Origin of the sequence: Micromonospora pisi (assembly GCF_003633685.1) — a bacterium.
Lineage (GTDB): Bacteria > Actinomycetota > Actinomycetes > Mycobacteriales > Micromonosporaceae > Micromonospora_G > Micromonospora_G pisi.
This window is the reverse complement of sequence record NZ_RBKT01000001.1, coordinates 6,116,289-6,141,251: the sequence shown is the minus strand read 5'-3', so window position 1 is coordinate 6,141,251 and position 24,963 is coordinate 6,116,289. Positions and strand designations below refer to the sequence as shown.

25 protein-coding genes and 2 pseudogenes are annotated in these 24,963 nt (G+C 71.1%); 11 read left to right on the top strand and 16 right to left on the bottom strand.

What is annotated here, in order from left to right; translation table 11 throughout:
- Positions 1 to 127: 127 nt before the first annotated feature.
- From BDK92_RS26390 to BDK92_RS26380, 3 genes and pseudogenes are all read right to left on the bottom strand, one after another.
- Positions 128 to 1,852 carry a DEAD/DEAH box helicase gene (locus BDK92_RS26390; protein ID WP_121159120.1) on the bottom strand — a complete coding sequence of 575 codons (1,725 nt, stop codon included), beginning with the start codon at positions 1,850 to 1,852 and terminating at the stop codon, positions 128 to 130.
- A 411-nt stretch (positions 1,853 to 2,263) separates the two neighbouring features.
- Positions 2,264 to 2,896, bottom strand: a pseudogene (locus BDK92_RS26385) (trimeric intracellular cation channel family protein); the annotation flags it as partial.
- Between the two features lie 39 nt (positions 2,897 to 2,935).
- Positions 2,936 to 3,154 carry a DUF3039 domain-containing protein gene (locus BDK92_RS26380; RefSeq protein ID WP_121159119.1) on the bottom strand — a complete coding sequence of 73 codons (219 nt, stop codon included), beginning with the start codon at positions 3,152 to 3,154 and terminating at the stop codon, positions 2,936 to 2,938.
- 103 nt (positions 3,155 to 3,257) lie between these two features.
- On the opposite strand from BDK92_RS26380, the gene BDK92_RS26375 reads away from it, so the two are divergent.
- Both BDK92_RS26375 and BDK92_RS26370 read left to right on the top strand, forming a co-directional pair.
- On the top strand, positions 3,258 to 4,193 hold the full coding sequence (locus BDK92_RS26375; protein ID WP_121159118.1) for a pseudouridine-5'-phosphate glycosidase: 936 nt from the start codon (positions 3,258 to 3,260) through the stop codon (positions 4,191 to 4,193).
- Positions 4,190 to 5,080 (top strand): annotated as a pseudogene (locus BDK92_RS26370) (carbohydrate kinase family protein); the annotation flags it as partial. The gene BDK92_RS26375 and the pseudogene BDK92_RS26370, both read left to right, overlap by 4 nt.
- A gap of 72 nt (positions 5,081 to 5,152) precedes the next feature.
- Here BDK92_RS26370 and BDK92_RS26365 read toward each other — a convergent pair.
- On the bottom strand, positions 5,153 to 6,208 hold the full coding sequence (locus BDK92_RS26365) for an IS110 family RNA-guided transposase (protein WP_121155887.1): 1,056 nt from the start codon (positions 6,206 to 6,208) through the stop codon (positions 5,153 to 5,155).
- Positions 6,209 to 6,802: 594 nt separating this feature from the next.
- Between BDK92_RS26365 and BDK92_RS26360 the strand changes: the two genes are divergently transcribed.
- Positions 6,803 to 7,429 carry a hypothetical protein gene (locus BDK92_RS26360; protein WP_121159116.1) on the top strand — a complete coding sequence of 209 codons (627 nt, stop codon included), beginning with the start codon at positions 6,803 to 6,805 and terminating at the stop codon, positions 7,427 to 7,429.
- Positions 7,430 to 7,548: 119 nt separating this feature from the next.
- On the opposite strand, the gene BDK92_RS26355 is transcribed toward BDK92_RS26360, so the two are convergent.
- The gene (locus tag BDK92_RS26355; protein WP_121162600.1) at positions 7,549 to 7,902 is read right to left on the bottom strand and encodes a DUF3099 domain-containing protein; all 354 of its coding nucleotides are present in this window, start codon (positions 7,900 to 7,902) and stop codon (positions 7,549 to 7,551) included.
- Between the two features lie 102 nt (positions 7,903 to 8,004).
- On the opposite strand from BDK92_RS26355, the gene BDK92_RS26350 reads away from it, so the two are divergent.
- Positions 8,005 to 8,292: a hypothetical protein gene (locus BDK92_RS26350; RefSeq protein WP_246017252.1), complete on the top strand. Its 288-nt coding sequence runs from the start codon at positions 8,005 to 8,007 to the stop codon at positions 8,290 to 8,292.
- Positions 8,293 to 8,305: 13 nt separating this feature from the next.
- Positions 8,306 to 8,617 (top strand): hypothetical protein, encoded by a 312-nt coding sequence (locus tag BDK92_RS26345; RefSeq protein ID WP_121159114.1) that lies wholly within the window; start codon positions 8,306 to 8,308, stop codon positions 8,615 to 8,617.
- 21 nt (positions 8,618 to 8,638) lie between these two features.
- Here BDK92_RS26345 and BDK92_RS26340 read toward each other — a convergent pair whose 3' ends face one another.
- Complete coding sequence (locus BDK92_RS26340) at positions 8,639 to 9,214, bottom strand: HhH-GPD-type base excision DNA repair protein (RefSeq protein ID WP_121159113.1); 576 nt, start codon at positions 9,212 to 9,214, stop codon at positions 8,639 to 8,641.
- Positions 9,215 to 9,383: 169 nt separating this feature from the next.
- On the opposite strand from BDK92_RS26340, the gene BDK92_RS26335 reads away from it, so the two are divergent.
- The 3 genes from BDK92_RS26335 to dtd all read left to right on the top strand — a co-directional run bounded on the left by BDK92_RS26335 (position 9,384) and on the right by dtd (position 11,835).
- Positions 9,384 to 9,824: a cupin domain-containing protein gene (locus BDK92_RS26335; RefSeq protein WP_121159112.1), complete on the top strand. Its 441-nt coding sequence runs from the start codon at positions 9,384 to 9,386 to the stop codon at positions 9,822 to 9,824.
- 99 nt (positions 9,825 to 9,923) lie between these two features.
- The gene (locus BDK92_RS26330; RefSeq protein ID WP_211349373.1) at positions 9,924 to 11,408 is read left to right on the top strand and encodes a DUF7782 domain-containing protein; all 1,485 of its coding nucleotides are present in this window, start codon (positions 9,924 to 9,926) and stop codon (positions 11,406 to 11,408) included.
- Between the two features lie 4 nt (positions 11,409 to 11,412).
- Entirely contained in the window at positions 11,413 to 11,835 is a 423-nt protein-coding gene (gene dtd, locus BDK92_RS26325; RefSeq protein ID WP_121159111.1) for a D-aminoacyl-tRNA deacylase, read from the top strand.
- A gap of 80 nt (positions 11,836 to 11,915) precedes the next feature.
- On the opposite strand, the gene BDK92_RS26320 is transcribed toward dtd, so the two are convergent.
- On the bottom strand, positions 11,916 to 12,704 hold the full coding sequence (locus BDK92_RS26320) for a sporulation protein (RefSeq protein ID WP_121162598.1): 789 nt from the start codon (positions 12,702 to 12,704) through the stop codon (positions 11,916 to 11,918).
- Between the two features lie 309 nt (positions 12,705 to 13,013).
- Between BDK92_RS26320 and sigB the strand changes: the two genes are divergently transcribed.
- A complete protein-coding gene (sigB, locus tag BDK92_RS26315; RefSeq protein ID WP_121162597.1) occupies positions 13,014 to 14,072 on the top strand; it encodes an RNA polymerase sigma factor SigB in 1,059 nt (352 codons plus the stop codon).
- Positions 14,073 to 14,263: 191 nt separating this feature from the next.
- Positions 14,264 to 14,620, top strand: coding sequence for a YrdB family protein (locus BDK92_RS26310; protein WP_121159110.1), 357 nt, complete (start codon positions 14,264 to 14,266; stop codon positions 14,618 to 14,620).
- Between the two features lie 52 nt (positions 14,621 to 14,672).
- On the opposite strand, the gene BDK92_RS26305 is transcribed toward BDK92_RS26310, so the two are convergent.
- The 3 genes from BDK92_RS26305 to BDK92_RS26295 all read right to left on the bottom strand — a co-directional run bounded on the left by BDK92_RS26305 (position 14,673) and on the right by BDK92_RS26295 (position 19,472).
- The gene (locus tag BDK92_RS26305; protein ID WP_246017251.1) at positions 14,673 to 17,348 is read right to left on the bottom strand and encodes a bifunctional acetate--CoA ligase family protein/GNAT family N-acetyltransferase; all 2,676 of its coding nucleotides are present in this window, start codon (positions 17,346 to 17,348) and stop codon (positions 14,673 to 14,675) included.
- A 17-nt stretch (positions 17,349 to 17,365) separates the two neighbouring features.
- Entirely contained in the window at positions 17,366 to 18,547 is a 1,182-nt protein-coding gene (locus tag BDK92_RS26300; protein WP_121159109.1) for an acetoin utilization protein AcuC, read from the bottom strand.
- Between the two features lie 67 nt (positions 18,548 to 18,614).
- Complete coding sequence (locus tag BDK92_RS26295) at positions 18,615 to 19,472, bottom strand: sulfurtransferase (RefSeq protein WP_121159108.1); 858 nt, start codon at positions 19,470 to 19,472, stop codon at positions 18,615 to 18,617.
- Positions 19,473 to 19,586: 114 nt separating this feature from the next.
- Here BDK92_RS26295 and BDK92_RS26290 point away from each other — a divergent pair, with 114 nt between their 5' ends.
- Entirely contained in the window at positions 19,587 to 20,273 is a 687-nt protein-coding gene (locus BDK92_RS26290) for an iron-dependent transcriptional repressor DtxR (protein WP_121159107.1), read from the top strand.
- 124 nt (positions 20,274 to 20,397) lie between these two features.
- On the opposite strand, the gene BDK92_RS26285 is transcribed toward BDK92_RS26290, so the two are convergent.
- The 6 genes from BDK92_RS26285 to BDK92_RS26260 form a co-directional block, all read right to left on the bottom strand.
- Positions 20,398 to 20,943, bottom strand: a complete 546-nt coding sequence (locus BDK92_RS26285; RefSeq protein ID WP_147457117.1) for a hypothetical protein — start codon at positions 20,941 to 20,943, stop codon at positions 20,398 to 20,400.
- Positions 20,944 to 21,097: 154 nt separating this feature from the next.
- Positions 21,098 to 22,300, bottom strand: a complete 1,203-nt coding sequence (gene lhgO / locus BDK92_RS26280) for an L-2-hydroxyglutarate oxidase (protein ID WP_121159105.1) — start codon at positions 22,298 to 22,300, stop codon at positions 21,098 to 21,100.
- Positions 22,301 to 22,311: 11 nt separating this feature from the next.
- The gene (locus tag BDK92_RS26275; protein ID WP_121159104.1) at positions 22,312 to 22,608 is read right to left on the bottom strand and encodes a DUF5522 domain-containing protein; all 297 of its coding nucleotides are present in this window, start codon (positions 22,606 to 22,608) and stop codon (positions 22,312 to 22,314) included.
- A gap of 133 nt (positions 22,609 to 22,741) precedes the next feature.
- Positions 22,742 to 23,437, bottom strand: coding sequence for a hypothetical protein (locus tag BDK92_RS26270; protein WP_121159103.1), 696 nt, complete (start codon positions 23,435 to 23,437; stop codon positions 22,742 to 22,744).
- On the bottom strand, positions 23,434 to 24,339 hold the full coding sequence (locus BDK92_RS26265) for an ABC transporter ATP-binding protein (protein WP_121159102.1): 906 nt from the start codon (positions 24,337 to 24,339) through the stop codon (positions 23,434 to 23,436). The genes BDK92_RS26270 and BDK92_RS26265 overlap by 4 nt, the downstream gene beginning before the upstream one ends.
- A complete protein-coding gene (locus BDK92_RS26260) occupies positions 24,336 to 24,695 on the bottom strand; it encodes a GntR family transcriptional regulator (RefSeq protein ID WP_121162595.1) in 360 nt (119 codons plus the stop codon). The genes BDK92_RS26265 and BDK92_RS26260 overlap by 4 nt, the downstream gene beginning before the upstream one ends.
- Positions 24,696 to 24,963: the final 268 nt, after the last annotated feature.

Genomic DNA, 24,963 nt, shown 5'->3' with positions numbered 1-24,963 from the left:
AACTATCTCCGCCTCCGGCCGGGCCAGCCATCCAGGCCGGCCGGCACGGAGGGGAAGACAACCCCTGGCACCGGACAGGTTGTGCCCGCACCGGAACAGTCCGGACGTACGGGCACAGACGGCGCGGTCAGAGGGTCTGGACCGTGGCGATCCGCTCTTCCAGCTGCTCGATCGTGGCCTGGGCACTGGGCGGGCCACCGCAGAGGCGACGCAGCTCCGCGTGGATCTTTCCGTGCGGTAGTCCCGTCCGATGGTGGTGGGCCGCCACGAGCGTGTTGAGCTGGCGGCGCAGCGCGACCCGGCGCTCGGCGGCGCTGCGCGGCACGGTTGTCGGCTCCCGGGGCGCCGGCACCGGCTCCTCGGCCGCCCGACGCCGCTTCGCGGCCAACTGTTCCGCCTGGCGCTTGTTCAGCAGCACCGACACCTGGTCGGCGGTGAGCAGGCCGGGCAGACCCAGGTACTCCTCCTCCTCGGGCGTACCGGCCTGGGCGGTGGTGCCGAACGAGGCACCGTCGAAGATCACCTGATCCAGGTGCGCGGTCGCCTCGAGGACCTCGAACCGCTTCTCCAGCTCGCCGCTGGCCTTCTCCTCGCGCTGCGCCCGCTCGAGCAGGTCGTCCTCGAAGCCCTCCCGCTTCTTCGGCTCGCCGAGTACGTGGTCGCGCTCCGCCTCCAGCTCGCTCGCCAGCCCCAGCAGGTGCGGCACGCTCGGCAGGAAGACCGAGGCGGTCTCCCCCTGCCGACGGGCCCGGACGAAACGACCGATCGCCTGGGCGAAGTAGAGCGGGGTCGAGGCGCTGGTGGCGTAGACACCGACCGCGAGCCGAGGAATGTCGACTCCCTCGGAAACCATCCGGACCGCGACCATCCAGCGCTGCTCCGAGCCGGCGAACGCGGCGATCCGAGCGGACGAGCCCACGTCGTCGGAGAGCACCACCACGGCCTTCTCACCGGTGTGCCGCTCGATCAACCGGGCGTACGCCCGCGCCGCCTGCTGGTCGGTGGCGATCACCAGACCACCGGCGTCGGTCATCCCGCCGGCCCGCAGCACCTGCAACCGAGCGTCGGCGGCCCGCAGCACCTGCGGCATCCAGTCGCCGGCCGGGTCCAGCACCGTCCGCCACGCCTGGGCGATCAGGTCCGGGGTCATCGGGTCGCCGAGCCGGGCGGCCAACTCGTCGCCGGCGCTCGTACGCCACCGTGTCTCGCCGGAGTAGGCGAGGAAGATGACCGGCCGGACCACCCCGTCACGGAGCGCGTCGGCGTACCCGTAGGTCGAGTCCGCTCGCGAGCGGGGCAGCCCGTCACCGCCACGCTCGTAGGTGACGAAGGGGATCGGGTTGTCGTCGGAGCGGAACGGCGTACCGGTCAGCATCAGTCGGCGTACGGCCGGTTCGAAGGCCGCCTTGACTCCGTCCCCCCAGGTACGCGAGTCACCGGCGTGGTGCACCTCGTCCAGGATCACCAGGGTCCGTCGGGTCATCGTGCGCCGGCGGTGCACCTGCGGTGCCATGCCCACCTGCGCGTACGTGACCACGGCGCCGTGGAAGTCGGCGGAGGAGTGCAGGTCGGCGTTACGGAACGCGGAGTCGAGCTGGATGCCGACCCGGGCCGCTGCCAGCGCCCACTGGGTCTTCAGGTGCTCCGTCGGGGCGACCACGGTGACCGCCTCGACCGTGCCGTCACAGAGCAGCTCGGCGGCGATCCGCAGGGCGAAGGTGGTCTTGCCGGCGCCGGGGGTGGCGACCGCCATGAAGTCCTCGGACGGTCGGCGTAGATATCCGACCAGTGCCTTGCGCTGCCAGTCCCGCAGCGGCGGAAAGGTGTCGATCGCCGGCAGTCGGGCACCCACGCGAAAACTCCCCTCCGGCTACCGGAACGACCCGGTCGCGGACCGCCGGACTGCGGTGCGCCGGTGGTAGCGGTAACGGCGGACCATGAAAACGCCCCCGCGTCGCAGGTGGCGCGCGAAGGCCGTCCCAGCATAACCAGCCGGCGCGGGAGCGCCCAGGCGACACCACTGCCCCAGCGGTCACACTCTTCGGTGCCCGCCCACCCCGCCGGGCGCCTTGGCGCCGCCCGGGGCGACGCCGCCGCCCGGAGCGGCACCTTCCGCCGAGGCGACGCTGTCGCTGTGGGCGGCATCGTCACCTGGAGTCGGGTCGCCGGCCGGCCCGGCGGCACCTGCCCGAGCCGTTCCACCACCGGTCCGGTCGGCGCGACCCCAGAGGCGGCGGCGGGCCGGCGGGCCGGCGGCGGGCGTGGTCCCGGCGGCCCGCTCCGGAATGACCGCGACCGGGGCGGACCAGCGCCGGCGCAGCGCCACCAGACGCAGGCCGAAGACGAGCACCATCGCGCCGACCAGCGGCAGCGGTCCGGTCACACCGGCGAAGCCGAGTGACACCACCACGATCGCGCCGGCCAGGGCGGCCAACGCGTAGATCTCCCGACGCAGCATCACCGGGATCTCGCCGGTGAGCAGGTCCCGACCGAGCCCGCCACCGATGCCGCTGAGCATGCCGATCAGCACCGCGCCCACCGGGGGCACGTCGGCGTCGAGCGCCTTGAGCGTGCCGGTGACGGTGAACAGGCCCAGACCGGCCGCGTCGAGGACCAGGACCGCGGTACGCAACCGGGCCAGCTGGGGGTGCAACCAGAAGACCGCGCCCGCGGTGACCGCGGCGGTGACCGCGTACCGCCAGTCGGCGAACGCCAGCGGCGGGACCTCGTCGATCACCAGGTCCCGGAAGATCCCGCCGCCCAGGGCGGCGACGAAGCCGACGAAGACCACGCCGAAGATGTCGAGCCGCTTCACCACCGCGGCCGACGCGCCGGACGCGGCGAACACGGCCACACCCAGCAGGTCAGCCAGGAGCAGGGCGGTCGAGGTGGTCACCGCAGAAGGTTACGCGCCCGGGCAGGAGGGGGCGACGACTCAGTCACGCATCGAGTCGTAGATCTCCTTGCACCGGGGGCAGACCGGTGACCCCGGTTTGGCCGCCTTGGTGACGGGGAACGTCTCGCCACAGAGGGCGATCACGAAGGTTCCCATGACCGCACTCTCGGCGATCTTCTCTTTCCGGACATAATGAAACATCTCGGGCCCGGTGTCTGCGTCCTTCAACTCCGGACGCTCGAGAACCTCAGTGCTCACGTCGGTAATACCTCCCAGAATGACCCCGCAACTTTCCAGTTTGGCAGGTCACCGGCGCAGGGTCCACCGGAACGCCCACCAGCCGGCCCCGTACCGTGATCATGTGACCAACTTCAACATCCGGTACGGTGCCGAAGTGGCCGACGCCCGACGCGGCGGGCGCCCCATCGTGGCGCTGGAGAGCACCATCGTCTCGCACGGGCTGCCCCGGCCCGACAACCTGCGGGTCGCCCGGGAAATCGAACAGGCGGTCCGGGCCACCGGCGCTGTACCCGCCACCATAGGCATGGTCGAGGGCGCGCTCGTGGTCGGCCTCGACGACGCCCAACTGACCCGCCTGGCCAGTACGGACGGCGTGGCGAAGCTCTCCGTACGCGATCTCGCAGTTGCCGCCGCGACCGGCGCGGACGGTGCCACCACCGTCGCCGCGACCAGCACGGTCGCCGCCGCCGCCGGCATCGGGGTCTTCGCCACCGGCGGCCTCGGCGGTGTGCACCGCGAGGCGGCACAGACCTTCGACGAGTCGGCCGACCTGACCGCCCTGGCCCGGACCCCGATCGCGGTGGTCTGCGCCGGCGTGAAGTCGATCCTCGACGTCGGTGCGACGCTGGAACGGCTGGAGACGCTCGGCGTGACCGTCGTCGGCTACCGCACCCGCCGCTTCCCCGGCTTCTTCATCAGCGACAGCGGCTTCGAGCTGGACTGGGCGCTGGAGACACCCGAGCAGATCGCCGCGATGCTCGCCGCGCGGGCGGAACAGGGCGTGCAGCCCGGCGGTGTGATCGTGGCCAACCCGCTCCCGCTCGACGAGCAACTCGATCCGGAACTGCACGACCGCACCCTCGCCGACGGGCTGGCCCTGATGGCCGGCAACGGGGTGACGGGCAAGGCGGTGACCCCGTTCCTGCTCTCCCACTTCCACGCCTCCACCAGCGGCGCGAGCCTGGCCGTGAACGTACGGATCATCCTGCGCAACGCCACCCTGGCCGGCCAGATCGCGGTCGCGTCAGCGGCCCGTAACGGCATCACCGCCGGATGAGCGGCGCGGCGCGGATCATCGCGGTCGGCGACATCGTCACCGACGTACTCGCGGTGCTCTCCGGGCCGCTCGCCACCGGATCGGACACCCCGGCGGGCATCCGGCTCACCGGAGGCGGCCAGGCCGCGAACACCGCGGCCTGGCTGGCGTGGCGGAACGTGCCGGTGACCCTGGTCGCGGTGGTCGGCGACGACGAGCCGGGACGGTCACGGCTGGCCGAACTGACCGCACACGGCGTCGACTGCGCGGTCCGCCACTGCCCGGACGCACCGACCGGCACCGTCATCGTGCTCGCCCGTGACGGGGAACGGACGATGGTCAACGACCGGGGCGCCAACCTGCGACTCGCCCCGGCCGACGTGGAATCGGCGCTGACCCGAGCGACCGACGCACGGCACCTGCACCTGTCCGCGTACACCCTGCTCGACCCCGGGTCGCGCGCCGCCGGCCGCCGCGCGCTCGCCGCCGCCCGCGAACGCGGGCTCACCACCAGCGTCGACGCGGCCTCCGCCGAGCCGCTGCGGCAGGTCGGTCCGGTGGCGTTCCTGGACTGGGTACGCGACGTCGACCTGCTCCTGGCGAACGCGGACGAGGCAGAGGCACTCACCGGGGCGGGAAGTGCCCGCGCACAGGCCGAAATGTTGACCGGCGCGGTACGCAACGCAGTGGTCAAACTGGGCGGAGATGGTGCGCTCTGGGCATCACGCGACGGCGCGACCATCGAGGCGGTAACCCGACGGATGCCGGTACGGGACGCGACCGGCGCGGGTGACGCCTTCGCGGCCGGACTGCTCAGCGCCTGGGTCGAGGGCGCGGCGCCGGATGCGGCGCTGGCGCTCGGCAGTGAACTGGGGGCGGTGGCGGTGTCTGTGGTGGGTGCCCGACCGGTTGGGTCTGGGGGTTTGGGGGCGGTTGTGGGGGCGGCGTACCCCGCTCTGGGCGGATGCTCCTATGGAGTGTCAAGTGGTGAGTGCGGCGAGGTCTGCGAGTAGGGCGGTGTGGACTTCTCGGATGATGTAGCGCTTGAGGCAGCGGATGATCTCTTTTTTGCTGAGGCCTTGGGTGGTGCGTCGTTCGGTGTAGGCGCGGGTGCGGGGATCGTGGCGTAGGCGGCAGAGCGCGATGGTGTAGAGCGCTTTGTTTGCGGCGCGGTCCCCGCCTCGGTTGAGTCGGTGCCGGTTGGTGCGTCCGGAGCTGGCGGGGATGGGTGCGGCGCCGCAGAGGTGGGCTAGGGCGGCTTCGCTGTGGAGCCGGTCGGGGTTGTCTCCGGCGGTGGCTAGGAGTTGCCCGGCGACGTCGGGGCCGACGCCGAGGAGCGCGTTCAGGCGTGGGGCGGTGGTGGCCACGATGGGGTGGAGTCGGTGTTCGAGTTGGGTGATCTCGGTGGTCAGGGTCTGGACCCGGGTGGCGATCGAGTGGAGTGCCGCTCGGGTGGCCTGGATCGGATCACTTGTCGGGGTGTCGTCGGTGGTCAGGGTGGTGCAGGCGGTGATCAGGGCCTGGCCGTGCAGGCCGGTGAGGTTGGCGCGGAGTTCTTCGGGGGCGGAGGCGATGAGGCCGTGGAGTTGGTTGAGTGCGGCGGTGCGGGCCTTGACTGCGCCGCTGCGGGCGACTCGTAGGGTGCGGATCGCTTCGACGGGGCCGGTGCGGGTCTTGGGGGTGCCGTTGGCTTGTCCGGACAGGGCGGCTCGGGCGGCGGCGATCGCGTCGATCGGGTCGGACTTGCCCTTCGTGCGGCGGGTTTTGCGGTCGGGTCGGTCGACTTCGACCAGGGTGATGTTCTGGCTGGTCAGGTAGCGGGCCAGGCCGGCGCCGTAGGCGCCGGTGCCCTCGATACCAACCTTGGTTACCCGGCCGTGTGATCGGAGCCAGGCCAGGAGGTCGTGGTAGCCGGCTGCGGTGGCGGGGAACTGCTGGTCGTTGAGTACCCGGCCGGTCTGGTCGACCACGGCGGCGTGGTGGGTTCTGCCGTGGGTGTCGATTCCACCGGTGATCTGACGCTTCTTGGCTGTCATGCTGGGGTGTCGTCCCGTTCGCTCGCACCGGACAAGGGTCGGCACGCACCGCCGCGACGGTGGACAAGACAGTGATGGGTGCCTCTCGCACAGGCTCCTATCAGGTCACATCCGCCCAGGTGGTGAGTGCGGTAGCGGGTCACCCGGACCGGTCGACGAATCCGCCCAAGGACAGTGATCGTCGGTCAGGCTTTGGGTCAGACCAACCGGGTGACCCGCCCTTACATCCTCACTGTCAGGCTTGATCCCGTCGCGGGGCACGCCGCCCCCACATGCGCAGCGGGGTGACGTTTGCGCGTATGGCTCGGCCTGAAGGCGGGTGCTGGTCCGCGTTTTGCCGGGCGAATGTTGCCGATTGTTCCGGGTGTCTCCGGTGCGAGGTTTTTGGCTTGATCAACTTGGTCCGGGGCGTGGTCGGCGGAATGTTGGCGGGGGTGGGGTCGTTATACATCGCGTACGACCGGAGCAGCGCCGAGGCAGTGTTCTCTCCCCGCCTCATAGGGCCTGTGGCCTCGTACTTCTTCCCGAGTGACGCACCTGTTTCCCCCTTTACTTGTGTGCGCCTCGGTACCCCCGATTGGAAGGTGAACCATCGTGAAGACGACTTTCACCGCTGTTACTGAAGCTTCGTTTGTTCGTAAGACCGCTCTTGGTGTTGCTGGCCTCGCCTTTGTTGGTGGCGCTGTCGCCGGCCCCGTGAGCCATGCGTTCGCGTCGCCGGCCGTGCACACCGCCCCGGCGATGACCACGGTTGCCGCTGTGACCACGGCCAAGCCGGCCATGGACAAGCTCGTGCCGCACGGCACCCAGGGTGCCCAGTCGGAGATCTCGTTGAGCAAGGACCAGCTCGCTAACGCCAAGGCCATTACTGACACGGCCAAGAAGTTGGGTATGGGTGAGCGTGGTGCGGTGATCGCGGTCGCTACCTCGATGCAGGAGTCGAAGTTGGAGAACCTGGGTCACCTGGGTGACATGAACGACCACGACTCCCTGGGCCTGTTCCAGCAGCGTCCGAGTAGTGGCTGGGGTACTCCGGAGCAGATCACGGACCCGACGTACGCGGCGACGGCGTTCCTGAGCAACCTGAAGCAGGTTGATGGTTGGCAGGATCTGCCGCTGACGGTGGCGGCGCAGAAGGTTCAGGTGTCGGCGTTCCCGGACGCGTACGCGCAGTGGGAGAACCAGGCCGCCCACATCGTCCAGGACGTCTGGACCAAGTAATTGCGGATTGAACAACACGTGCGAAAAGCCGGGCCCCCGCACGGGGCCCGGCTTTTTCACGGTCCGTTTTTCTGTCCGGGGCGGGTCGGCTGGCGTACGTTCGCCGGCACCCGGTGGGCTCAGGGTTCGGCGTCGATGACCGGGTGTGGACGCTCCTCGGCCGTGAGGCTGCGGGGCGGGGCGTCGTCGAGGTTGCGCTGACGGAAACGAGCAAGCCGGTGCTGGTCCTTCGGCGGGCGGTCGTTGGCGAGCAACACGGCCAGCCAGGGTACGAGGACCATGCCGACGGCGCAGAGCGGCAACCAGAGCCAGAGCAGGGGTGCCTTGACGCCCACCAGGACGGCACCGGCGATGATGCAGACGATCCGGATGGACATCATCACGACGTACCGCACCTGACGGCTGTGCAACTGGTCCGGCTGGCTCCGTGAGGCGTCGGTGATCAAAATCGGCTGGTACGCCTGGTGCTTCACACGGTCCTCCTCGGGGTGCCGCTCCATCCTCGCACCTTGAGCGGGGTGCCGCCGCCGAGCTGACCAGGGACATCCGTGTTACGTGCGTGGTACGCTCCCGACGTGGGCAGCAGGTTCGGCTTCACCGACGAGGCGTTGGACAACCTGAGGGTCTACGACGTCACCCCCGGCGAGGTCTGGGAGGCCCTGCACAGCGCGCGGCGGGTCATCCGGCACCTCGGCGACGACGTGATGGTCATGTACGCGACCGCGCGGCGGGGACGGCGGCTGGCGATACTGCTGGCCGAGGCCGACCATGCCGACAACGACTGGGACATCCTCTCCGCGCGTGACCTCAGCGACACCGAGTCCAAGCGCTACGAGGAGGCCATCCGGGGATGGCGACGATGAGGAGGCGGTGACGATGAACCGACACGACGCGACCAAGCACTTCCACGAGGGCGGCGACCGGCTCGCGGACCTGATCGACGACAATGCGCCGGTCGAGTTGCCCACGCCCGACACCGACGTGCCGATGGTCAGCCGCTCGGTGCGGCTGCCGGTGGAGACGTACGAACGGGTCCGGGCCGCCGCCGACGCCCGCGGCATCGGGGTCACCACCCTGATGCGGCAGTGGATCGAGGCCGGCCTCGCCGACCTGGACGACTCGGCGACCGTCTCCCTGGCCGACGTACGCCGGGCGCTGGCCGCGCTCGCCCACCCGACCGCCGCCTGAGCCGTACCGGTCGGCGGAGGGTCAGGCCTTCGCGGCGGCCTTCATCCGCTGCTTGTGTTCACGCACCTTGAGCAGTGACTCGGGATCGGTGATGTCGGCGACCGAGTAGTGGGCGTCCGCGTCGCCGTACTGACCGGCGGCCTCCTGCCAGCCCGTCGGCCGCACGTCGAACCGCTTGCCGAGCAGGGCCAGGAAGATCTGTGACTTCTGCTTGCCGAACCCCGGCAACTCGTTGATCCGCTTGAACGCGGTCCGGCCGTCAGGCGCCTCGGTCCAGATCTTCGCCGGGTCGCCGTCGTACCGCTCCACCAGCACCCGGCAGAGCTCCTGGACCCGTGCGGCCATCGCCTTCGGGAACCGGTGCAGCGCGGGCCGCTCGGCGAACACGGCGGTGAGCGCCTCCGGGTCGTACCCGGCCAACTCGGCGGCGTCCGGCTCGTGGCCGAGCCGACGCACCAGGTCGTACGGGGCGGCGAACGCCCGCTCCATGGGGATCTGCTGGTCCAGGGTCATGCCGAGAAGCAGTGCCAGCGGGTTGCGCTGGAGCAGTTCGTTGGCCTCGGCGTCGATGGGCAGCGACAACGTCATGCTCTCCATCCTGCCGCCTGCCCCGTAGCACCGGTGGACGGACCCGCCGCGACCGGCGCCAGTTAACCTCACCTCGTTCCGCCGTCGCCAGGCCGAACGGTCACCACCCGACCCGTAGGTCGGTGAGCGGCGGCCTCGGTGTGGCGGACGGTAGCCGTACCCGGAAGGAGCGCCACCCGTGACCACGCCGCCCCGGCCCGACCTGGCCGCCCAGCTCGACCTTGCCCCCCACCCCGAGGGCGGCTGGTTCCGCGAGACCTGGCGGTCCGCGCACACCTTCGAACCCCAGGGGTACGCCGGCAAGCGCAACGCGGCCACCGCGATCCACTTCCTGCTCGCCCCCGGGGAGGAGTCCCGCTGGCACCTGGTCCGCTCGGACGAACTCTGGTTCTGGCACTCCGGCGGCCCGCTGACGCTGCGCTTCGGCGGCACCGGGACGGAACCGGACGCCGACCCGGTCGAGGTGGTGCTCGGCGCCGACGTGGCTGCCGGCGAGCGGCCCCAGGTGCTGATCCCCGGCGGGGTGTGGCAGGCCGCGGTGCCGGCCGGTGACCAGCCGGTGCTGGTGAGCTGTGTGGTGGCGCCCGGCTTCGATTTCGCGGACTTCCAGCTGCGCTGAGCGCCGCACCGGCCCATTGGCGCGGCGCCCGCGGCGCGCTCCGGGCGTTTCTGCCGGGGTTGCGCCGGGCGGCCCGGAACCACCGGGCAGGATGGCGGGGTGGACGAAAACGACATGCTCCTCTCCCCGGCCGGCGTCGACCAGCTACGCACCGCGCTGACCAACGCCGGTTACACGTCGAGCGGCATCGCCGAACGGCTCGGTCCGCAGGCGACGAGCGGGATGGCCCGCAACGACTTCCGGGCCGCGCTGCGGGCCACCGCCGACCGGGACCCGCTCGGCACGCTGATCCGCCTCTTCGTCTGCGCCCAGACCGAACCGGAGTCGGCGGTCGCGGCGGCCCTCGCGCCTCTCCCGCTCGCTGACGCGCTCGCCGCCGGCATCGTCGAAGCCGCCGACGGTGGCCTGCGCCAGGGCATCGACCTCGAGCCGTACGGGGACGCCTGGTGGGCGCTCTCCGATGTGCCGGGGAGCGCCCGGCCGGGCCGTCCGCTCGCCGCCGACCATGTGCTCGGCATCGGCGGGGCGTCCACCACGCTGGTCGGTGCCACCATCCGGCGGCCGGTCGAGACCGCACTCGACCTCGGCACCGGTTCCGGCGTGCAGGCGCTGCACCTGGCCACCCACGCGCGCCGGGTGACGGCCACCGACGTGTCGGCCCGTTCGCTACGCTTCGCCGCCACCACCGCCGCCCTGAACGGCCAGAGCTGGGAGCTGCTCTCCGGCGACATGACCGCGCCGGTCGCGGGTCGCCGGTTCGACCTGGTGGTGAGCAACCCGCCGTTCGTGGTGGGGCCGGGAACCACCACGCACAGCTACCGTGACTCGGGGCGGGTCGGTGACGGGATCGCCGCCGAGTTGGCGGCGGCCGCACCGGACCTTCTCACCGAGGGCGGAACCATGCAGTACCTGGCGAACTGGGTACACATCGCCGGTGAGGACTGGGGCGAGCGGGTGGCCGGCTGGTTCGCCGGCACGGGTCTGGACGCCTGGGTGATCCAACGCGAGGTGGCCGACCCGATGGCGTACGTCGACCTCTGGCTGGCCGACGCGAGCGAGGCGGCCGACCCGTACCGGATCGCGGCCTGGCTGGACTGGTTCGACGCGCAGAAGGTGGAGGCGGTCGGCTTCGGTGTGATCAACCTGCGCCGCTCCGGTCATGACCAGCCGGTGGTCCGGGTGGAGGATCTCCGCCAGCCGGTGCAGCCGCCGATGGGCGATCAGATCGCCGCCTGGTTCGACCGCCAGGACTGGCTGCGGGTACGCGACACCGAGGCGCTGCTGGCGAGCCGTTACCGGATGGCGGAGGGTCTGAAACTGCGCCAGGAGGCGACCATGGGCCCGGAGGGCTGGGCGGTGGACCGTCAGGTGCTCGCCATGCCGCACGGACTGCGCTGGAGCGAGGAGGTCGACCCGTTGGTGCTGGCCCTGGTCAGTGGCGCTGACGGGCAGTTGCCACTCGGTGACCAGTTGGAGGTGCTGGCGGTCGCACACGAGGTGCCGGTGGAGGATCTGGCGGAGGCTGCCGGCCCGATCGTCGCCCATCTCGTCGAACGCGGTCTGATCACCCCCGAGACGGACTGAGCCGGTGCGGGCGCTGATCCAGACGGTCAGCCGGGCCAGTGTCACGGTCGACGGGGAGGTCGTGGGCGAGATCTCCGACGGACTGTTGGTGCTGCTCGGCATCACCCACAGCGACACGACGGCAACTGCGGAGACCATGGCGCGGAAGGTGCACGAGCTGCGGATCCTGGATGACGAACGGTCAGCCGCCGAGGTCGGGGCACCGGTGCTGGTGGTCAGCCAGTTCACCCTCTACGGCGACGCCCGCAAGGGACGGCGGCCGAGTTGGGGGGCGGCTGCTCCGGCGGAGCTGGCCGAACCCCTGGTGACCGCGTTCGGCGATGCGCTGCGGGCGCGTGGGGTGAAGGTGGAGACCGGGCGGTTCCGGACCCACATGCTGGTCGAGAGCGTCAACGTGGGTCCACGGACGATCCTGCTCGATCTCTGACCCGCGCCGCCCCGCCCGGTGATCCGGTTCCAGGCGGGGCGGGCCGGGTGACCCAGGCCCGTTCTTCCAGGTCGAGCGGCCTAGAAGAAGAGGCCGCGCTGGCGCATCGACTGGCGCAGCCAGCCGTCGAGCTGCGCACCCCAGTCGGTCTGGTCGGCGGTGGCGTAGTCGACGGTGAACCGGCCGAAGGCGTCACGGCCCTCGGTGAAGACACCGCCCCGCTTGTCGACCTCCAACACCACCTGGAGGTGCTGGGCGGTGCCGACGAAGGTCAGCTCCAGCTGGTTGATCGCGCGGGCGTACTGGGGGGCGGGATAGAACTCGATCTCCTGGTAGAACGGGAGCGTCTGCTGCACGCCGTAGATCCGGCCCCGCTCGACGTCGGCGCGGGTGAAGCGGAAACCGAGCCGGAGCAGCGCGTCCAGGATGCGCTCCTGGGCCGGGAGCGGATGTACCGCGACCGCGTCAAGGTCACCCTTGTCGACCGCGCGGGCCACTTCGAGTTCGGTCCGTAGCCCCATCGTCATGCCGTGCAGGTGCTGGCCGTAGACCTCGGTGATGGGGGTCTCCCAGGGGACCTCGAACCGGAACGGGATCTCCTGCCGCTGCCCGCTCTCCAGTCGGAAGGCGCCGGTGGCCCGCTGGCGCTGGAACTCCTGCGTGGTGTCGTACTCTCCGTCGCCGCTCTCCACCTCGACCCGGGTGACCAGACCGAGGGCGATGTACTCGATGTCGACCGGGTGGTCTCCACCGGCGACCTGGATCCGGCCCTCCAGTTGCCCACCGGGGCGGCAGTTCGGATTGTTGAGCACGGTTTCCACCGATGGACCCCCCACGCCCATCGCCTGCATCAGTCTCTTGAAGACCACGCCGTCCTCCGTTGGCACTCGTTGGCTGTCGTTGGCGGCCGGGTGCGTCGCTGGCCGCATGGCCGATCGGTGGCACAGTATTCGGTCCTGGCAAGCCCCGCGTCGGACACGAGCCCCAAGAACATTACCGACGGAAGGCGTCAAAACGGGTACGCCGGCGCAACCAAGCTACCGGTTTCATGCCACCTCGACGATCGCCTCACCTCCGCTTAACGCCCTACCGGCCAAGCTGTTTCCTATCGGCGCCACACGGCTGCCGGTACGCACCACTTAGTCGACGCGGGGAGGCGACTGAAGATGGTCCTACAGATGACTCAGAACGAACTTCACCCGGCCGCCATCATCGGGCCCGATAGCAACCGACTTGCCGGCAGCGACGCGAAGCTCGTCCCGAGCAACGCCGCGCCGACGGAGAACACCACCGACAACCTGGCCGACCTCGACGCCACCGACGAGCGCGGTGTCTCGGCCGACCTGGTCCGGGCCTACCTCAACGGCATCGGGCGGACCAAGCTGCTCACCGCGGTCCAGGAGGTCGAGCTGGCCAAGCGGATCGAGGCCGGCCTGTACGCCGAGGAGAAGCTGGCCGGTGGCCCGTCCGCCGCGCTCCGACGTGACCTGGAGATCGTCGCCGAGCAGGGTCGACTCGCGAAGAACCACCTGCTGGAGGCGAACCTTCGCCTGGTGGTCAGCATCGCGAAGCGGTACACCGGTCGTGGCATGGCCTTCCTCGACCTCATCCAGGAGGGCAACCTCGGCCTCATCCGGGCAGTCGAGAAGTTCGACTACACCAAGGGCTACAAGTTCTCCACCTACGCCACCTGGTGGATCCGCCAGGCCATCACCCGCGCCATGGCCGACCAGGCCCGCACCATCCGCATCCCGGTGCACATGGTCGAGCAGGTCAACCGGATGGTCCGGGCCCGGCGTGACCTCGCCACCACCCTCGGCCGCGAACCGACCGTGGCGGAGGTGGCCGTCGCGCTCGGCGTACCGGAATTCCAGGTGATCGAACTGATCTCGTACGACCGGGAGCCGGTCAGCCTGGACCAGGCCGTCGGCGAGGACGGCGAAAGCGCGCTCGGCGACTTCGTCGCCGCGGTGGACCCGCGCGAGGAACCCGGTGACGCGGTCTCCCGGGGCATGCTGCGCAACGAGGTGGAGATCGTGCTCGCCACGCTGTCCCAGCGCGAGGAGGCCGTCATCCGACTCCGGTTCGGACTGGACGACGGTCGGCAGCGCACCCTGGACGAGGTGGGTCGCGAGTTCGGCCTCTCCCGGGAGCGGATCCGGCAGATCGAGAAGGTGACCCTGCTCAAGCTCCGTCACCCGTCCCGCGCTGACCGGCTGGAGTCGTACGCGAGCTGACCAGCTCACGGCCGCGAGAAAGGCCCCCGTCGACAGCGGTTCGCGTCGAGCGGGGGCCTTTCCCTGTACCGCTCTCCGCTCCCCGCCGCCTGCTTCCCGCCCCCCGCGCGGGCTGCCGGCGCTTTCCCGAACCGACCGGTGCTTTCCGCGACCGACCAGGGCCACCCGGTACGGGATGAGAGAGTTCGGGGATGAGAATCGCCAACCTCGGCCTGCGATTCCTGCTGGAGCTCTGCGCGTTGACCGCACTTGCGTACGGCGGCTGGCTGGCCGGCGGCCCACACCTCTGGCAGCGCGTACTGCTCGCCGTACTGGCCCCGCTCGCCGCGGCGCTGATCTGGGGTCGATGGGTCGCGCCACGATCGGACCGGAAGCTGGCTGACCCACTGCGACTCATCCCGGAATGGGTGGTCTTCGGCGCGGCGACCGCCGTCCTCGTGCTCGCCGGCCACCCCGTCCTCGGTGGCGTGCTGGCCGTACTCGCCGCCGCCAACCGCTTCGCCCTGTGGCGTCTCCAGAGCGACACCGACGGCCGGGCGATCGGTTAGGAAGGGCCCCCTGTACCACCGAATCCGATAACAAGGGGCCCTTCCTTACGGGTCAGAGGCGGCGGGGGCCGGTGTCGGGGCGGGGGGCGGACGGGCCGAGGTGGAGTTCGGCGTGCAGGACCGCCAGGCCGTCGGGGCGGGCGAGGACGGGATTGAGGCGCAGGAGCCGTACCCGTGGCTGCTCGTCCACCAATCGGCCGACCCGCTGCAAGAGCTCCGCCAGCGCGGCCCGGTCCACCGGCTCGGCGCCCCGGTAGCCGTACAGCAACGGTGCCGCCCGTGGCTCCTCGATCAGGGCGGAGGCGTCCCGGTCGGTCAACGGCGCGACCCGCCAGGCCCGGTCGCCGAGAAGGTCGGTCGCCACGCCGCCCAGGCCGAATCCGACCACCGGACCGAAGGCGGGATCCTCGACCGCCTCGACCACACAGGCCACCCCCGGCGGCACCATCGGCTGGACCAGCACCCGGGGGCCGAACGAATCGGCGATCTCCTGGTACGCCCGGCGTACCGCGTCGTCACCGAACTGATCCAGCCGTACGGCACCCAGGTCGAGACGGTGCCGCAGCCCTTCCCGGGCCGCCTTGAGCACCACCGCGGAGCCCCAGTGCCGTGCCATCGTCACCGCCGCGTCGGCGGAGTCGACCACCGTGGACGGTACGACCGGGATGCCGTACGCGGCGAGCAGCCGCTCGACCAGTCCCGGCCCGCCGTTCGCCGCTTCGGAATTGGAGTCGACCGTGACGGATGTGTTGCCGGACGGTCCGACCCTCTCGTCCGACGAGACGGCACTGCCCTGCTCCCCCAAGGTGGCGAGTACGGCAGCGGCGATGTCCGGGGCGGTTCCGGCCAACTCGGTCAACTCACCGACCGGCTGGCGCAGCCAGTCGGCGTAACCGATCACCCGAGCCAGGGCCCGGACCGCCTCCTCCACTGTCGGATAGGAGGGCACGCCAACCGGCGGCGGCCCGACCGGGAACGTCGCCACCGTCGGCCGGTCACCGGCGAGCGCCACACTCGCCACCGCTGAGGTGAAGTCGGCGTCCTCACCGACCAGTTGTCCGGGCAGCGGCGGGGCGAAGTGCACGAGCAGGGCGTCGGCCCCGGGATCCACGGCGGCGTCGGCCAGCGCGTCGGCGAAGTCGTGCGCGGTGGCCTGCGGCCCGACGTTGACCGGGTAGCCGTCGGCGACGGGCAGCCCGTGGGACCGGCAGGCGATGGCGGCCAGGTCGGCCAGAGCGGTGGAGTTCCCCACGATGCCGACCCGCCGACCGGCCGGCAGCGGCTGGTGGGCCAGGAGCATCCCGACGTCGAAGAGTTCCGCCACCGTCTCCACCCGGATCACCCCGGACTGGGCGTAGAGCGCGGTGAGCGCGGTGCCGTCCGGACCCCTCGGGCCCGGGTCCGGGTCCGGGCCGGCGGGGAGGCGGGCGGAGGAAGCGAGGGCGACCACCGGTTTCGTACGGCCGATCCGCCGCGCCAGCCGGGCGAACTTGCGCGGGTTCCCGAAGGTCTCCAGGTAGAGCAGGATGACGTCGGTGCCCGGATCGTCCTGCCAGTACTGGAGCAGGTCGTTGCCGGAGACGTCGACCCGGTTGCCGGCCGAGACGAAGCTCGACAACCCCAGCCCGCGCCGCTCCGCCTCGGCGAGCAGCGCCACCCCGAGCACACCGGACTGGCTGAAGAAGCCGACCCGGCCGGCCACCGGCAGCCGGGGCGCGAGGGTGGCGTTGAGGCGTACCCGCTGGTCGGTGTTGGCGATGCCGAGGCAGTTCGGGCCGACCACCCGCATCCCGGCCGCACGGGCCGCCCGGATCAACTCCCGCTGGGCGGCGGCACCGTCGGCACCGGACTCGGCGAACCCGGCCGATACCACCACCAGCGCGTGCAGGCCGGCGCGGGCCGCGTCGGCCACCACCCCGGGGACAGCCTCCGGCGGCACCGCGACCACGGCCAGGTCCAGCGGCACGGAGGCATCGGCCGCCGACGGGTACGCGGACAGACCGCCGACCCGGGCGGCGCTCGGGTGCACCGGTACGAGATGTCCGGTAAAGCCGCCATCGCGCAGATGCCCCAGAATGGCGGCGCCGATTCCCTGGCCGGTGGCGCTGGCGCCGTACACGGCGACACCGGTCGGGGCGAGCAGGCGGGCGATCGAGCGCGCCTCGGTCCGGTGCTCCCGACCCCACTGCACCCGCAACGACTCCTCGGTGGGGGCGATCGGGAAGCTGAGGTGGACCACACCGTCGGCGTACCGGCGCTGCACCTGGTAGCCGAAGTCGGCGAAGACCCGCAGCATGGTCCCGTTGGACGGGAGCACCTCGGCGACGAACCGGCTGATCCCCTCCCGGCGGGCCGCCTCGGCCAGGTGTTCCAGCAGCACCGGTCCGATGCCCCGGCCCTGGTGGGCGTCCTCGACCACGAAGGCGACCTCGGCGTCGCCCGCCTCCGGCCCGAGTCGGTCGAACCGGCCGACGGCCAGGATCCGCTCGCCGGAGAGCACCACGAACGCCTCCCGGTCGTGGTGGTCGACGGTGACGAAACGTCTCAGGTCCCGGTCGGGGATCCTCGGGTACGGCGAGAAGTAGCGCAGGTAGCGGGTGCGCTCGGAGAACCGCGAATGCATGGCGACGATCCCGGCCGCGTCCTCGGTGCGGATCGGTCGCAGATGGACGGTCGTGCCGTCGCTCAGCAACACGTCCGCCGAACGGTCCGCTGGGCCGTCGACCACGCTCGGCTCGCCTCCGTTCAGTCCCTCGGGTCGTACGGGTCCAGCCCGTGCAACGGGAAGACCGCCTTGCGGGTCGCCAGGATGGAACGGTCCACCCCGTCCGGCTCCCCGGTCGGCTGCCACGGCTCGTACGCCGGGTCGACGTCGTCGGTCATCCGCAACGGCACGTCCCGCTCCGGGCGGCGTTCCCGCGCCAGTTTGCGCCAGGCCGGCGGGGTCAGCGTGGCCGGTGCGATCGGATCCCCGGTGGCGATCGCGAGCAGGTGCGTCCAGGCTCGCGGCACCACCTCGACCAGGGCGTACCCGCCTCCGCCGGTGGCGACCCAGCGGCCCTCGCAGAGTTCGTCGGCGAGGGCCCGCAGCGCCAGGTAGCTGGCCCGCTGCCCGTCCACGGAGAGCCGCAGGTCGGCGAGGGGGTCGAGCCGGTGGCTGTCCGCGCCGCACTGGGTGACCAGGATCTGCGGTTGGAAGGCGCGCAGCACCGACGGGACCACCGCGTGGAAGGCCCGCAACCAGCCGGCGTCACCGGTGCCGGGCGGCAGCGGCACGTTGACCGCGCTGCCCTTGGCTGCCGGACCACCGGTCTCGTCCGGGAATCCGGTGCCGGGGAAGAGCGCGAGCGGGCTCTCGTGCAGGCTGATGGTGAGCACCCGGGGGTCGTCGACGAAGATCTCCTGCACCCCGTCGCCGTGGTGCACGTCGACGTCCACGTAACCGACCCGCTCGGCACCGAGGTCGAGCAGCCGGGCGATGGCCACCGCGGGATCGTTGTAGACACAGAATCCGGCGGCCCGTCCGGCCATGGCGTGGTGCAGGCCACCGGCGACGTTGACGGCACGCCGGGCCTCGCCGCGCCAGACCATCTCCGCCGCGGCGAGACTCGCCCCGGCGACCAGTGCGCTGGACTCGTGCATGTTGTCGAAGACCGGGTTGTCGGGGGTGTTCAGGCCGTACCCGGAGAAGAACGGGTCGTTCGGTGCGGCCCGTACCGCGTCGAGGTAGTCGGGCCGGTGTACCCGGGTCAGGGCCGACTCGTCGGCCGGGGTGGGGGCCACCACCCGGACCCCGGCCCGGTCGAGGACCCCGAGTTCTCGCGCCAGCGCGACGGTCAGCTCGACCCGGACCGGGTCGAGCGGGTGCTCGCCCAGGTCGTAGGCGAGCAGGGATTCGTCCCACATCACCACCGTGTCATCCGACATGGCGCCATCGTCGCATGCCTGGACGCCGCCTCCCAGGTGCACACCGGGGCATGGCGGCGGCGCCGGATCAGGTGCCGGAGCCGGTGGCGACGGGGCGGTCCGGGTCGGTGAGCCAGTGGCTCCACGAGCCGACGTAGAGGGCGGCGTCGCCACGTCCCGCCAGGTGCAGGGCGAACACCGTGTGCGCGGCGGTCACCCCGGACCCGCAGTACGCACCCACGCGTACGCCGGGCTCGACGCCGGCCTCGGCGAACCGCGACCGGAGCGCGTCGGCGGCCCGCAGCCGGCCGTCGGCGCCGATGTGCTCGGTGGTCGGCAGGTTGACCGCTCCGGGGACGTGCCCGGCGACCGGGTCGATCGGCTCGGTCTCGCCCAGGTAGCGGGCGGCGGCCCGGACGTCGAGCAGTACGCCGTCACCGGCGGCGAGCGCGGCGGCGTCCTCGGCGGCGAGCACCGGTAGCCCGCCGGGGCGGACCGTCAGGTCTCCGGGGACCGGGGTGGGGACCGCCGCCGTGACCGGATGCCCGGCGGCGACCCAGGCCGGGTAACCGCCGTCGAGCACCCGGACCGCGTGGTGACCCGCCCAGCGCAGGGTCCACCAGGCGCGGGTGGCGGCGAGCCCGTCTCCCCCGTCGTAGACCACCACCGGGTGACCGGCCCGGACTCCGGCGGCGCGCAGTGCCCGTTGCAGGGTCTCCGGGTCCGGCAGCGGGTGGCGACCGCCGGCACCGGGTACGCCGCACAGCTCCGTGTCGAGATCGACGAAGGCCGCTCCGGGCAGATGTCCGGCGTCGTAGTCGGCCCGGCCGGGCGGGCCGTTAAGGCGCCAACGCACGTCCAGTACGGTAGGTGCGGCGGGCTCCGCGCCAGCCAGTTCGACGGCGAGGGCGGCAACGTCGACCAGAAGATCATCTGTGACGGACATGTGCCCCAGTCAACACCATCGAAACTGGTCGCCATCAACGCCAGACGCCCCGTCCGGGCTACGGCTTCATGTCGGTGACGCGGGGTAGCATTGCCTACCGGGAGGGCGGCTGACGTGAACGACCTTGTCGATACGACTGAGATGTACCTGCGCACCATTCTCGAATTGGAAGAGGAAGGTGTGCCGGCGCTGCGCGCGCGGATCGCCGAGCGGCTGCACCAGAGCGGACCGACCGTCAGCCAGACCGTGGCCCGGATGGAACGCGACGGGCTGTTGACCCTCGAGGACGACCGGCACCTACGACTCACCGCCGCCGGCCGGGGTCTCGCGATCGCCGTGATGCGCAAGCACCGGTTGGCCGAGTTGCTGCTGGTCAACGTGATCGGGATGCCCTATGAGGAAGCCCACGAGGAAGCCTGCCGGTGGGAACACGTGATGAGCGACGCGGTGGAGCAGAAGGTTTACGACCTGCTGAACCGTCCGACCCGTTCGCCGTACGGCAACCCGATCCCGGGGCTGGAGGCGCTCGGCAGCGAGCACGGGTCGCCGGCCGCGGAGAGCCCGGATGCGGAACGCAATCTCGCCTTCCCCGGCCTGACCGGTCCGGTGGTGGTCCGGCGGATCTGCGAGAGCGTGCAGACCGACGGTGACGTACTGCGTCAACTGCACGCGGCCGGGGTCGACCCGGGTGCGACCGTGACGGTGGCACAGGAACGGGACGGCGTCACCATCGACCGTTCCGGCGACAAGATCAGGTTGCCCCGCGAGGTCGCCTCGCGCGTCTTCGTCGCCGCTTCCTGAGCGGCCCCGTCACCGCCGGAACCGTCCTCACCGCCCGTCCGGAACGACACCGAGCCGGCTCCGACCAGGACCACGCCGCCGCGCCGGCCGCCCGAAACGGCGGCCGGGCCGGACGGGGCGGGTGTCAGCGCTCGGCGGCGTCGATCTGCTTGGCCAGCGTGACGAGCTTGCCCGCGATGGCCTCCGCCGCCGGCTTACCCTCACCCGCCGGGAGGGTGTAGCGGAGGCTGATCATCTGCCCGTCCGAGGCGAGCCAGCACACCTCCACCCCGGCGCCGTGATCCTTGCCGGCGGCGACGATCAACCGGTACGCGGCCTTGCCCAGCCCCTTGACCGACTGCCCCCCGTCCGGCGCCTCGTCGTTGAAGACCGACGCGTCGGCCGAGGTCGGCGTCATCGCCAGCGCCAGATCGGGAAGACTCGCCTGCTCCGCCTGGAGTACGCAGCTACTCGTCTCGCCCTGCGAGGTCGCGGCCGAAACGTCGAACGTGGTGCCGACGGCCTTCTCGATCGCCGAGTAGTCCAGCACCTGGCAAACCCCGCCGGCTGCCGCCGCCGGCAGCTTGACGACCGGGGGGATCGGCAGTGGTTCGCTCCTCGTCGCGGCTGGCTCGCCGCAGCCGGAAAGCACCAGTAACCCGGCGCCGATCAGTAAGAGCCGCCCTCGCACGATGACCTCCCGCTCGGCCCGGCCGGGGGCGGCCGGTGAGTCCGTCGGACACCGTACGGGTTCGGGCGGCAGGGGCGAAAGCCCCCGCCCGGTCGAGCCTTTCCGGCGTTGCCGTAGGGCTGCCCCGACCCGCTCGTCGTCGCTGCTCCGGTCACTACCGGGGCAGCCGGGCCACGATGTGCTTCGCGATCTCCAGTGAGCTGGTTGCCGCCGGTGACGGCGCGTTGAGGACGTGCACCTGCCGGTCGGCGTCCACGATGAGGAAGTCGTCCACCAGTGAGCCGTCCGGGGCGATCGCCTGGGCCCGTACGCCGGCCGCGCTCGGGACGAGGTCCCGCTCGGTCAGCTCGGGCACCAGCCGGGCCAGGCTGGACGCGAACCGGCGGCGGGACAGTGAACGGCGTACCTCGGTCAGGCCGTACCGCCCGTGACGGCGGGCCAGCCGCCAGAGCCCCGGGTAGCCGACCAGGTCGGCCACCTCCCTCGGGTTGATCCGGCCCCACGAATAGCCCTCCCGGGCCAGCGCGAGCACCGCGTTCGGACCCGCGTGCACGCTGCCGTCGATCATCCGGGTCAGGTGTACGCCCAGGAACGGGAACTGCGGATCGGGGACCGGGTAGATCAACCCCCGGACCAGGTCCCGTCGCTCCGGCCGCAGTTCGTAGTACTCACCCCGGAAGGGGATGATCCGGGCGGGTGGCACGACACCGGCGAGCCGGGCCACCCGGTCGGCGTGCAGCCCGGCGCAGTTGACCAGTACGTCCGCCACCACCTCACCGGCGGTGCTGTTCACCACGAGCTCCGGGGCGCCGGCCGGACCACTCCGTCGGCTCGCGATCCCGGTGACCCGGGCGCCGAGTCGGATCCGCGCACCGGACTTCTCCGCCAGCGCGGCGAGCGCGACGCAGACCTCGGTGAAGTCGACGATCCCGGTGGACTCGACCCGCAGTGCCTCGACGCAGCGCATCGCCGGCTCGTACTCGGCCGCCTCGGCCGGGGTGAGCAGCCGTACCGGTAGCCGGTTGGCGAGCGCGCGCTCGTGCAGGGCCCGCAGCCGGGGCAGTTCCGCCTCGTCGGTGGCGACGATCAGCTTGCCGCACCGCTGCACCGGTATGCCGTTCTCGGCACAGAACTCCACCATGGAACGGCTGCCGGCCCGGCACAGTTCGGCCTTGAGACTGCCCGGCCGGTAGTAGACCCCGGCGTGGATCACACCGGAGTTGTGGCCGGTCTGGTGGGCCGCCAGTCGGGGCTCCTTCTCCAGCACGGTGACCTCGGCGCCGGGCCGGTCCAGCGTGATCCGGTGCGCCGTTGCCAGCCCGACGATGCCGCCACCGATGACCACGTACCTCGCCATGGGCGCAGACGCTACCTGCCCGGGTCGTCGATGGGAGCCGGGTCACCGGTCGGCTCGTCGTCGACATACGGACAGTGCCGGCATCCCCGTCCGCAGCAGGTGCCCCGCCGGGCCAGGAAGCCGGCGGTGAGGACGAAGAGACCGGTCGCCGGGTCCTGGTACCCGGCCTGCCCGGCGGCAAGGGCCGCCGCGTGCGCGGCGACGATCGCCGGTCGCCCCGGGTGGTCCGCCGCCAGCCGGGACGGGTGCGGCTGCGTCAACGGCCTCGGCGCCAACGGCAACCGCCGCTCCCGCCCGCCGTCACCCATCCCGCGAGGTTACGTCAGCCGTGAACGGCGCGATCGGAGCGGCACCCTGGGCGGATTGATCGTGGAGGGTTCGACTCCCCCGTGCGAGCCGAACCCTCCATGATCAAAATGCGGCGCTTCCCTCGGCCGCGCGTCAGGCCGTGGCCCGCCGGATGGCTAGCAGTCCGGCGCCGGCCAGTAGCAGGGCGAGCAGGGCCGGCCAGCCGGCGAAGAGGGCCAGTGGGGACTGGTCGGCGAACCACCGCCCCACCGCCAGCCACCAGTGCTGCCAGGTGATGAGTACGGCGAGCAGACCCAGCAGGAGCAGCAGCACGACACTCAGCAGGTAGAGACCACCGACACCCCATCGCTTCAGGACCAGCGCGGCGCAGATCCCGATGTAACCGAGCACGATGAACGGGACTGTGAGGATCACGATCTGGGCGAGCGGGTTGTCGCTGTGCATGAACGGCATGACGAAGAAATGCAGGGACATGCCCCATCCGTCGGTCGCCCGCTCCACCAGCGAGCAGAGGTACAGCAGCACCCCGAAGACCAGGGACTCGGCGACCAGCAACAGTGAGGTGGCGGCGTAGAAGGTCCGCCGGGTCAGGCTCAGTCCGAGCGAGAACGGAAAGAACTGGGTGATCGCCTGAGCGGCGCCGATCATCGTGACGACGTAGATGCTGAGCAGCCCACCGGTGGTGGGATCGTTCGGCATCTCGTCGGCGATCACGGCGAAGACGGCCAGGTTGATCATGAAGCTGGAGATCAGGATGCCCCAGGGCCAGCCCACCAGTGCCAGCCAGCTGATCAGTTGGATCCGGGTGGCGGCGATCACGCGGCTCATCGGAGCTCCCCCTTGTCGGCCGTACGGGCACCGCTCGTCGTACCGGTGAGTCGGACCACCAGCTCCTGCAACGAGACCGGGGCCACCTCCAGCCCGAGCGAGCTGGCACGGTGACGATCGGACGGTTCGAACGGACCACGGAGCGTGGCCCGAACCAGGTTCCCCATGCGTTCGCGGTGCAGTTCCTCGGCACCGTTGCGCCACTGCTCCACCGCGGCCAGCGGTCCTGAGACGGTGACCAGTTCGGCGCGGAGTTCCTCCGCGCTCTCGTCCAGCAGAATCCGCCCCCGGTCGAGCAGCAGTACGTGCTCGATCAGGTTGGCCACCTCGTCGATGAGGTGGGTGGAGAGCACGATGGTGCGGGGGTGCTCCGCGTAGTCGGCGAGCAGACGGTCGTAGAAGGTCTGTCGCGCGGTGGCGTCCAGCCCCAGGTACGGCTCGTCGAAGAAGGTGAGCTCGGCCCGGGCGGCGAGCCCGATGATCACGCCGAGCGCGGAGAGCATGCCACGCGAGAGCTTGCGCACCTGGCGCCGGAGCGGCAGTTGGAAGTCCTCGACGAGGGCCGCGGCGAAGTCCTCGTCCCAGTTCGGGAAGAGCAGCCGGGCCGCTTCCAGCGCGTGCCGTACCTGGAAGACCTGGGGGTAGGTCTGGCTCTCCTTGATGAAGCAGACCCTGGTCAGCACCTCGGCGTTCTCGTACGGGTGCTGACCGAACACCGACAGGTCTCCGGAGGTGGCGTGGTTCTGTCCGGTGAGGATCTGCATCAGCGTCGTCTTGCCGGCACCGTTGCGGCCTAGCAGACCGTGGATGGTGTTCTCGGTCAGGGTGAAGCTGACCTCGTCCAGGGCGGTGGTCCGACCGAATCGCTTGGTCACCCCACTGGCGGTGACGACCGGACTCATCGCTCCCCCTCCCGGAGGTCGATCATCGACTTGAGCTCGTCGGCACCGATGCCGAGTTTGCGGGCTTCGGCGAGCAGGGGGCGGACGTACTGGTTGGCGAACTCTTCACGGCGTCGTTCCCGCAGCTTGGCGCGGGCGCCGGTGGCGACGAACATCCCGATTCCTCGTTTCTTGTACAGCACGCCGTCGTCGACAAGTTGGTTGACGCCCTTCGCGGCGGTGGCCGGGTTGATCCGGTGGAAGGCGGCCAGTTCGTTCGTCGAGGGGACCTGGGTCTCCTCGGCGAGAGTGCCGTCGATGATCGCGGTCTGGAGCAGCTCCGCGACCTGGAGGAAGATCGGCCGACCCTCCTCCATCACCCGCACCCGCCCGCTGTCACGCCGGGACGGCCGAGCCAACCAAGGTTGGCTGGTTCATTACTCATGTAACTAACCATGTAACCAAGGCCGCCTGTTGTCAAGTGAGGTTTCCGACAGCCCGCGCCACGGCAGCCGGCCGTACCGCCGCCGCCGGCGGCGGCGGCCGGTCGGAACCGGTCCGGTCGGCCGGACAAATACATTTCGTGCCGGTGACAGCGCCGGTAAGGTGCCGAGCGCCTCCCGGCCGCCAGATGTCTCGCGCAGT

Excerpts from the sequence above, each read along its gene's own strand:
- BDK92_RS26310 (WP_121159110.1), top strand. The coding sequence starts at position 14,264 with ATGAGAATCGCCAACCTCGGCCTGCGATTCCTGCTGGAGCTCTGCGCG.
- BDK92_RS26300 (WP_121159109.1), bottom strand. The coding sequence starts at position 18,547 with ATGTCGGATGACACGGTGGTGATGTGGGACGAATCCCTGCTCGCCTAC.
- BDK92_RS26265 (WP_121159102.1), bottom strand. The coding sequence starts at position 24,339 with ATGAGTCCGGTCGTCACCGCCAGTGGGGTGACCAAGCGATTCGGTCGG.
- BDK92_RS26295 (WP_121159108.1), bottom strand. The coding sequence starts at position 19,472 with ATGTCCGTCACAGATGATCTTCTGGTCGACGTTGCCGCCCTCGCCGTC.
- BDK92_RS26260 (WP_121162595.1), bottom strand. The coding sequence starts at position 24,695 with ATGGAGGAGGGTCGGCCGATCTTCCTCCAGGTCGCGGAGCTGCTCCAG.
- lhgO (WP_121159105.1), bottom strand. The coding sequence starts at position 22,300 with ATGGCGAGGTACGTGGTCATCGGTGGCGGCATCGTCGGGCTGGCAACG.
- BDK92_RS26340 (WP_121159113.1), bottom strand. The coding sequence starts at position 9,214 with ATGGAGAGCATGACGTTGTCGCTGCCCATCGACGCCGAGGCCAACGAA.
- BDK92_RS26365 (WP_121155887.1), bottom strand. The coding sequence starts at position 6,208 with ATGACAGCCAAGAAGCGTCAGATCACCGGTGGAATCGACACCCACGGC.
- BDK92_RS26270 (WP_121159103.1), bottom strand. The coding sequence starts at position 23,437 with ATGAGCCGCGTGATCGCCGCCACCCGGATCCAACTGATCAGCTGGCTG.
- BDK92_RS26275 (WP_121159104.1), bottom strand. The coding sequence starts at position 22,608 with ATGGGTGACGGCGGGCGGGAGCGGCGGTTGCCGTTGGCGCCGAGGCCG.
- sigB (WP_121162597.1), top strand. The coding sequence starts at position 13,014 with ATGACTCAGAACGAACTTCACCCGGCCGCCATCATCGGGCCCGATAGC.
- BDK92_RS26345 (WP_121159114.1), top strand. The coding sequence starts at position 8,306 with ATGAACCGACACGACGCGACCAAGCACTTCCACGAGGGCGGCGACCGG.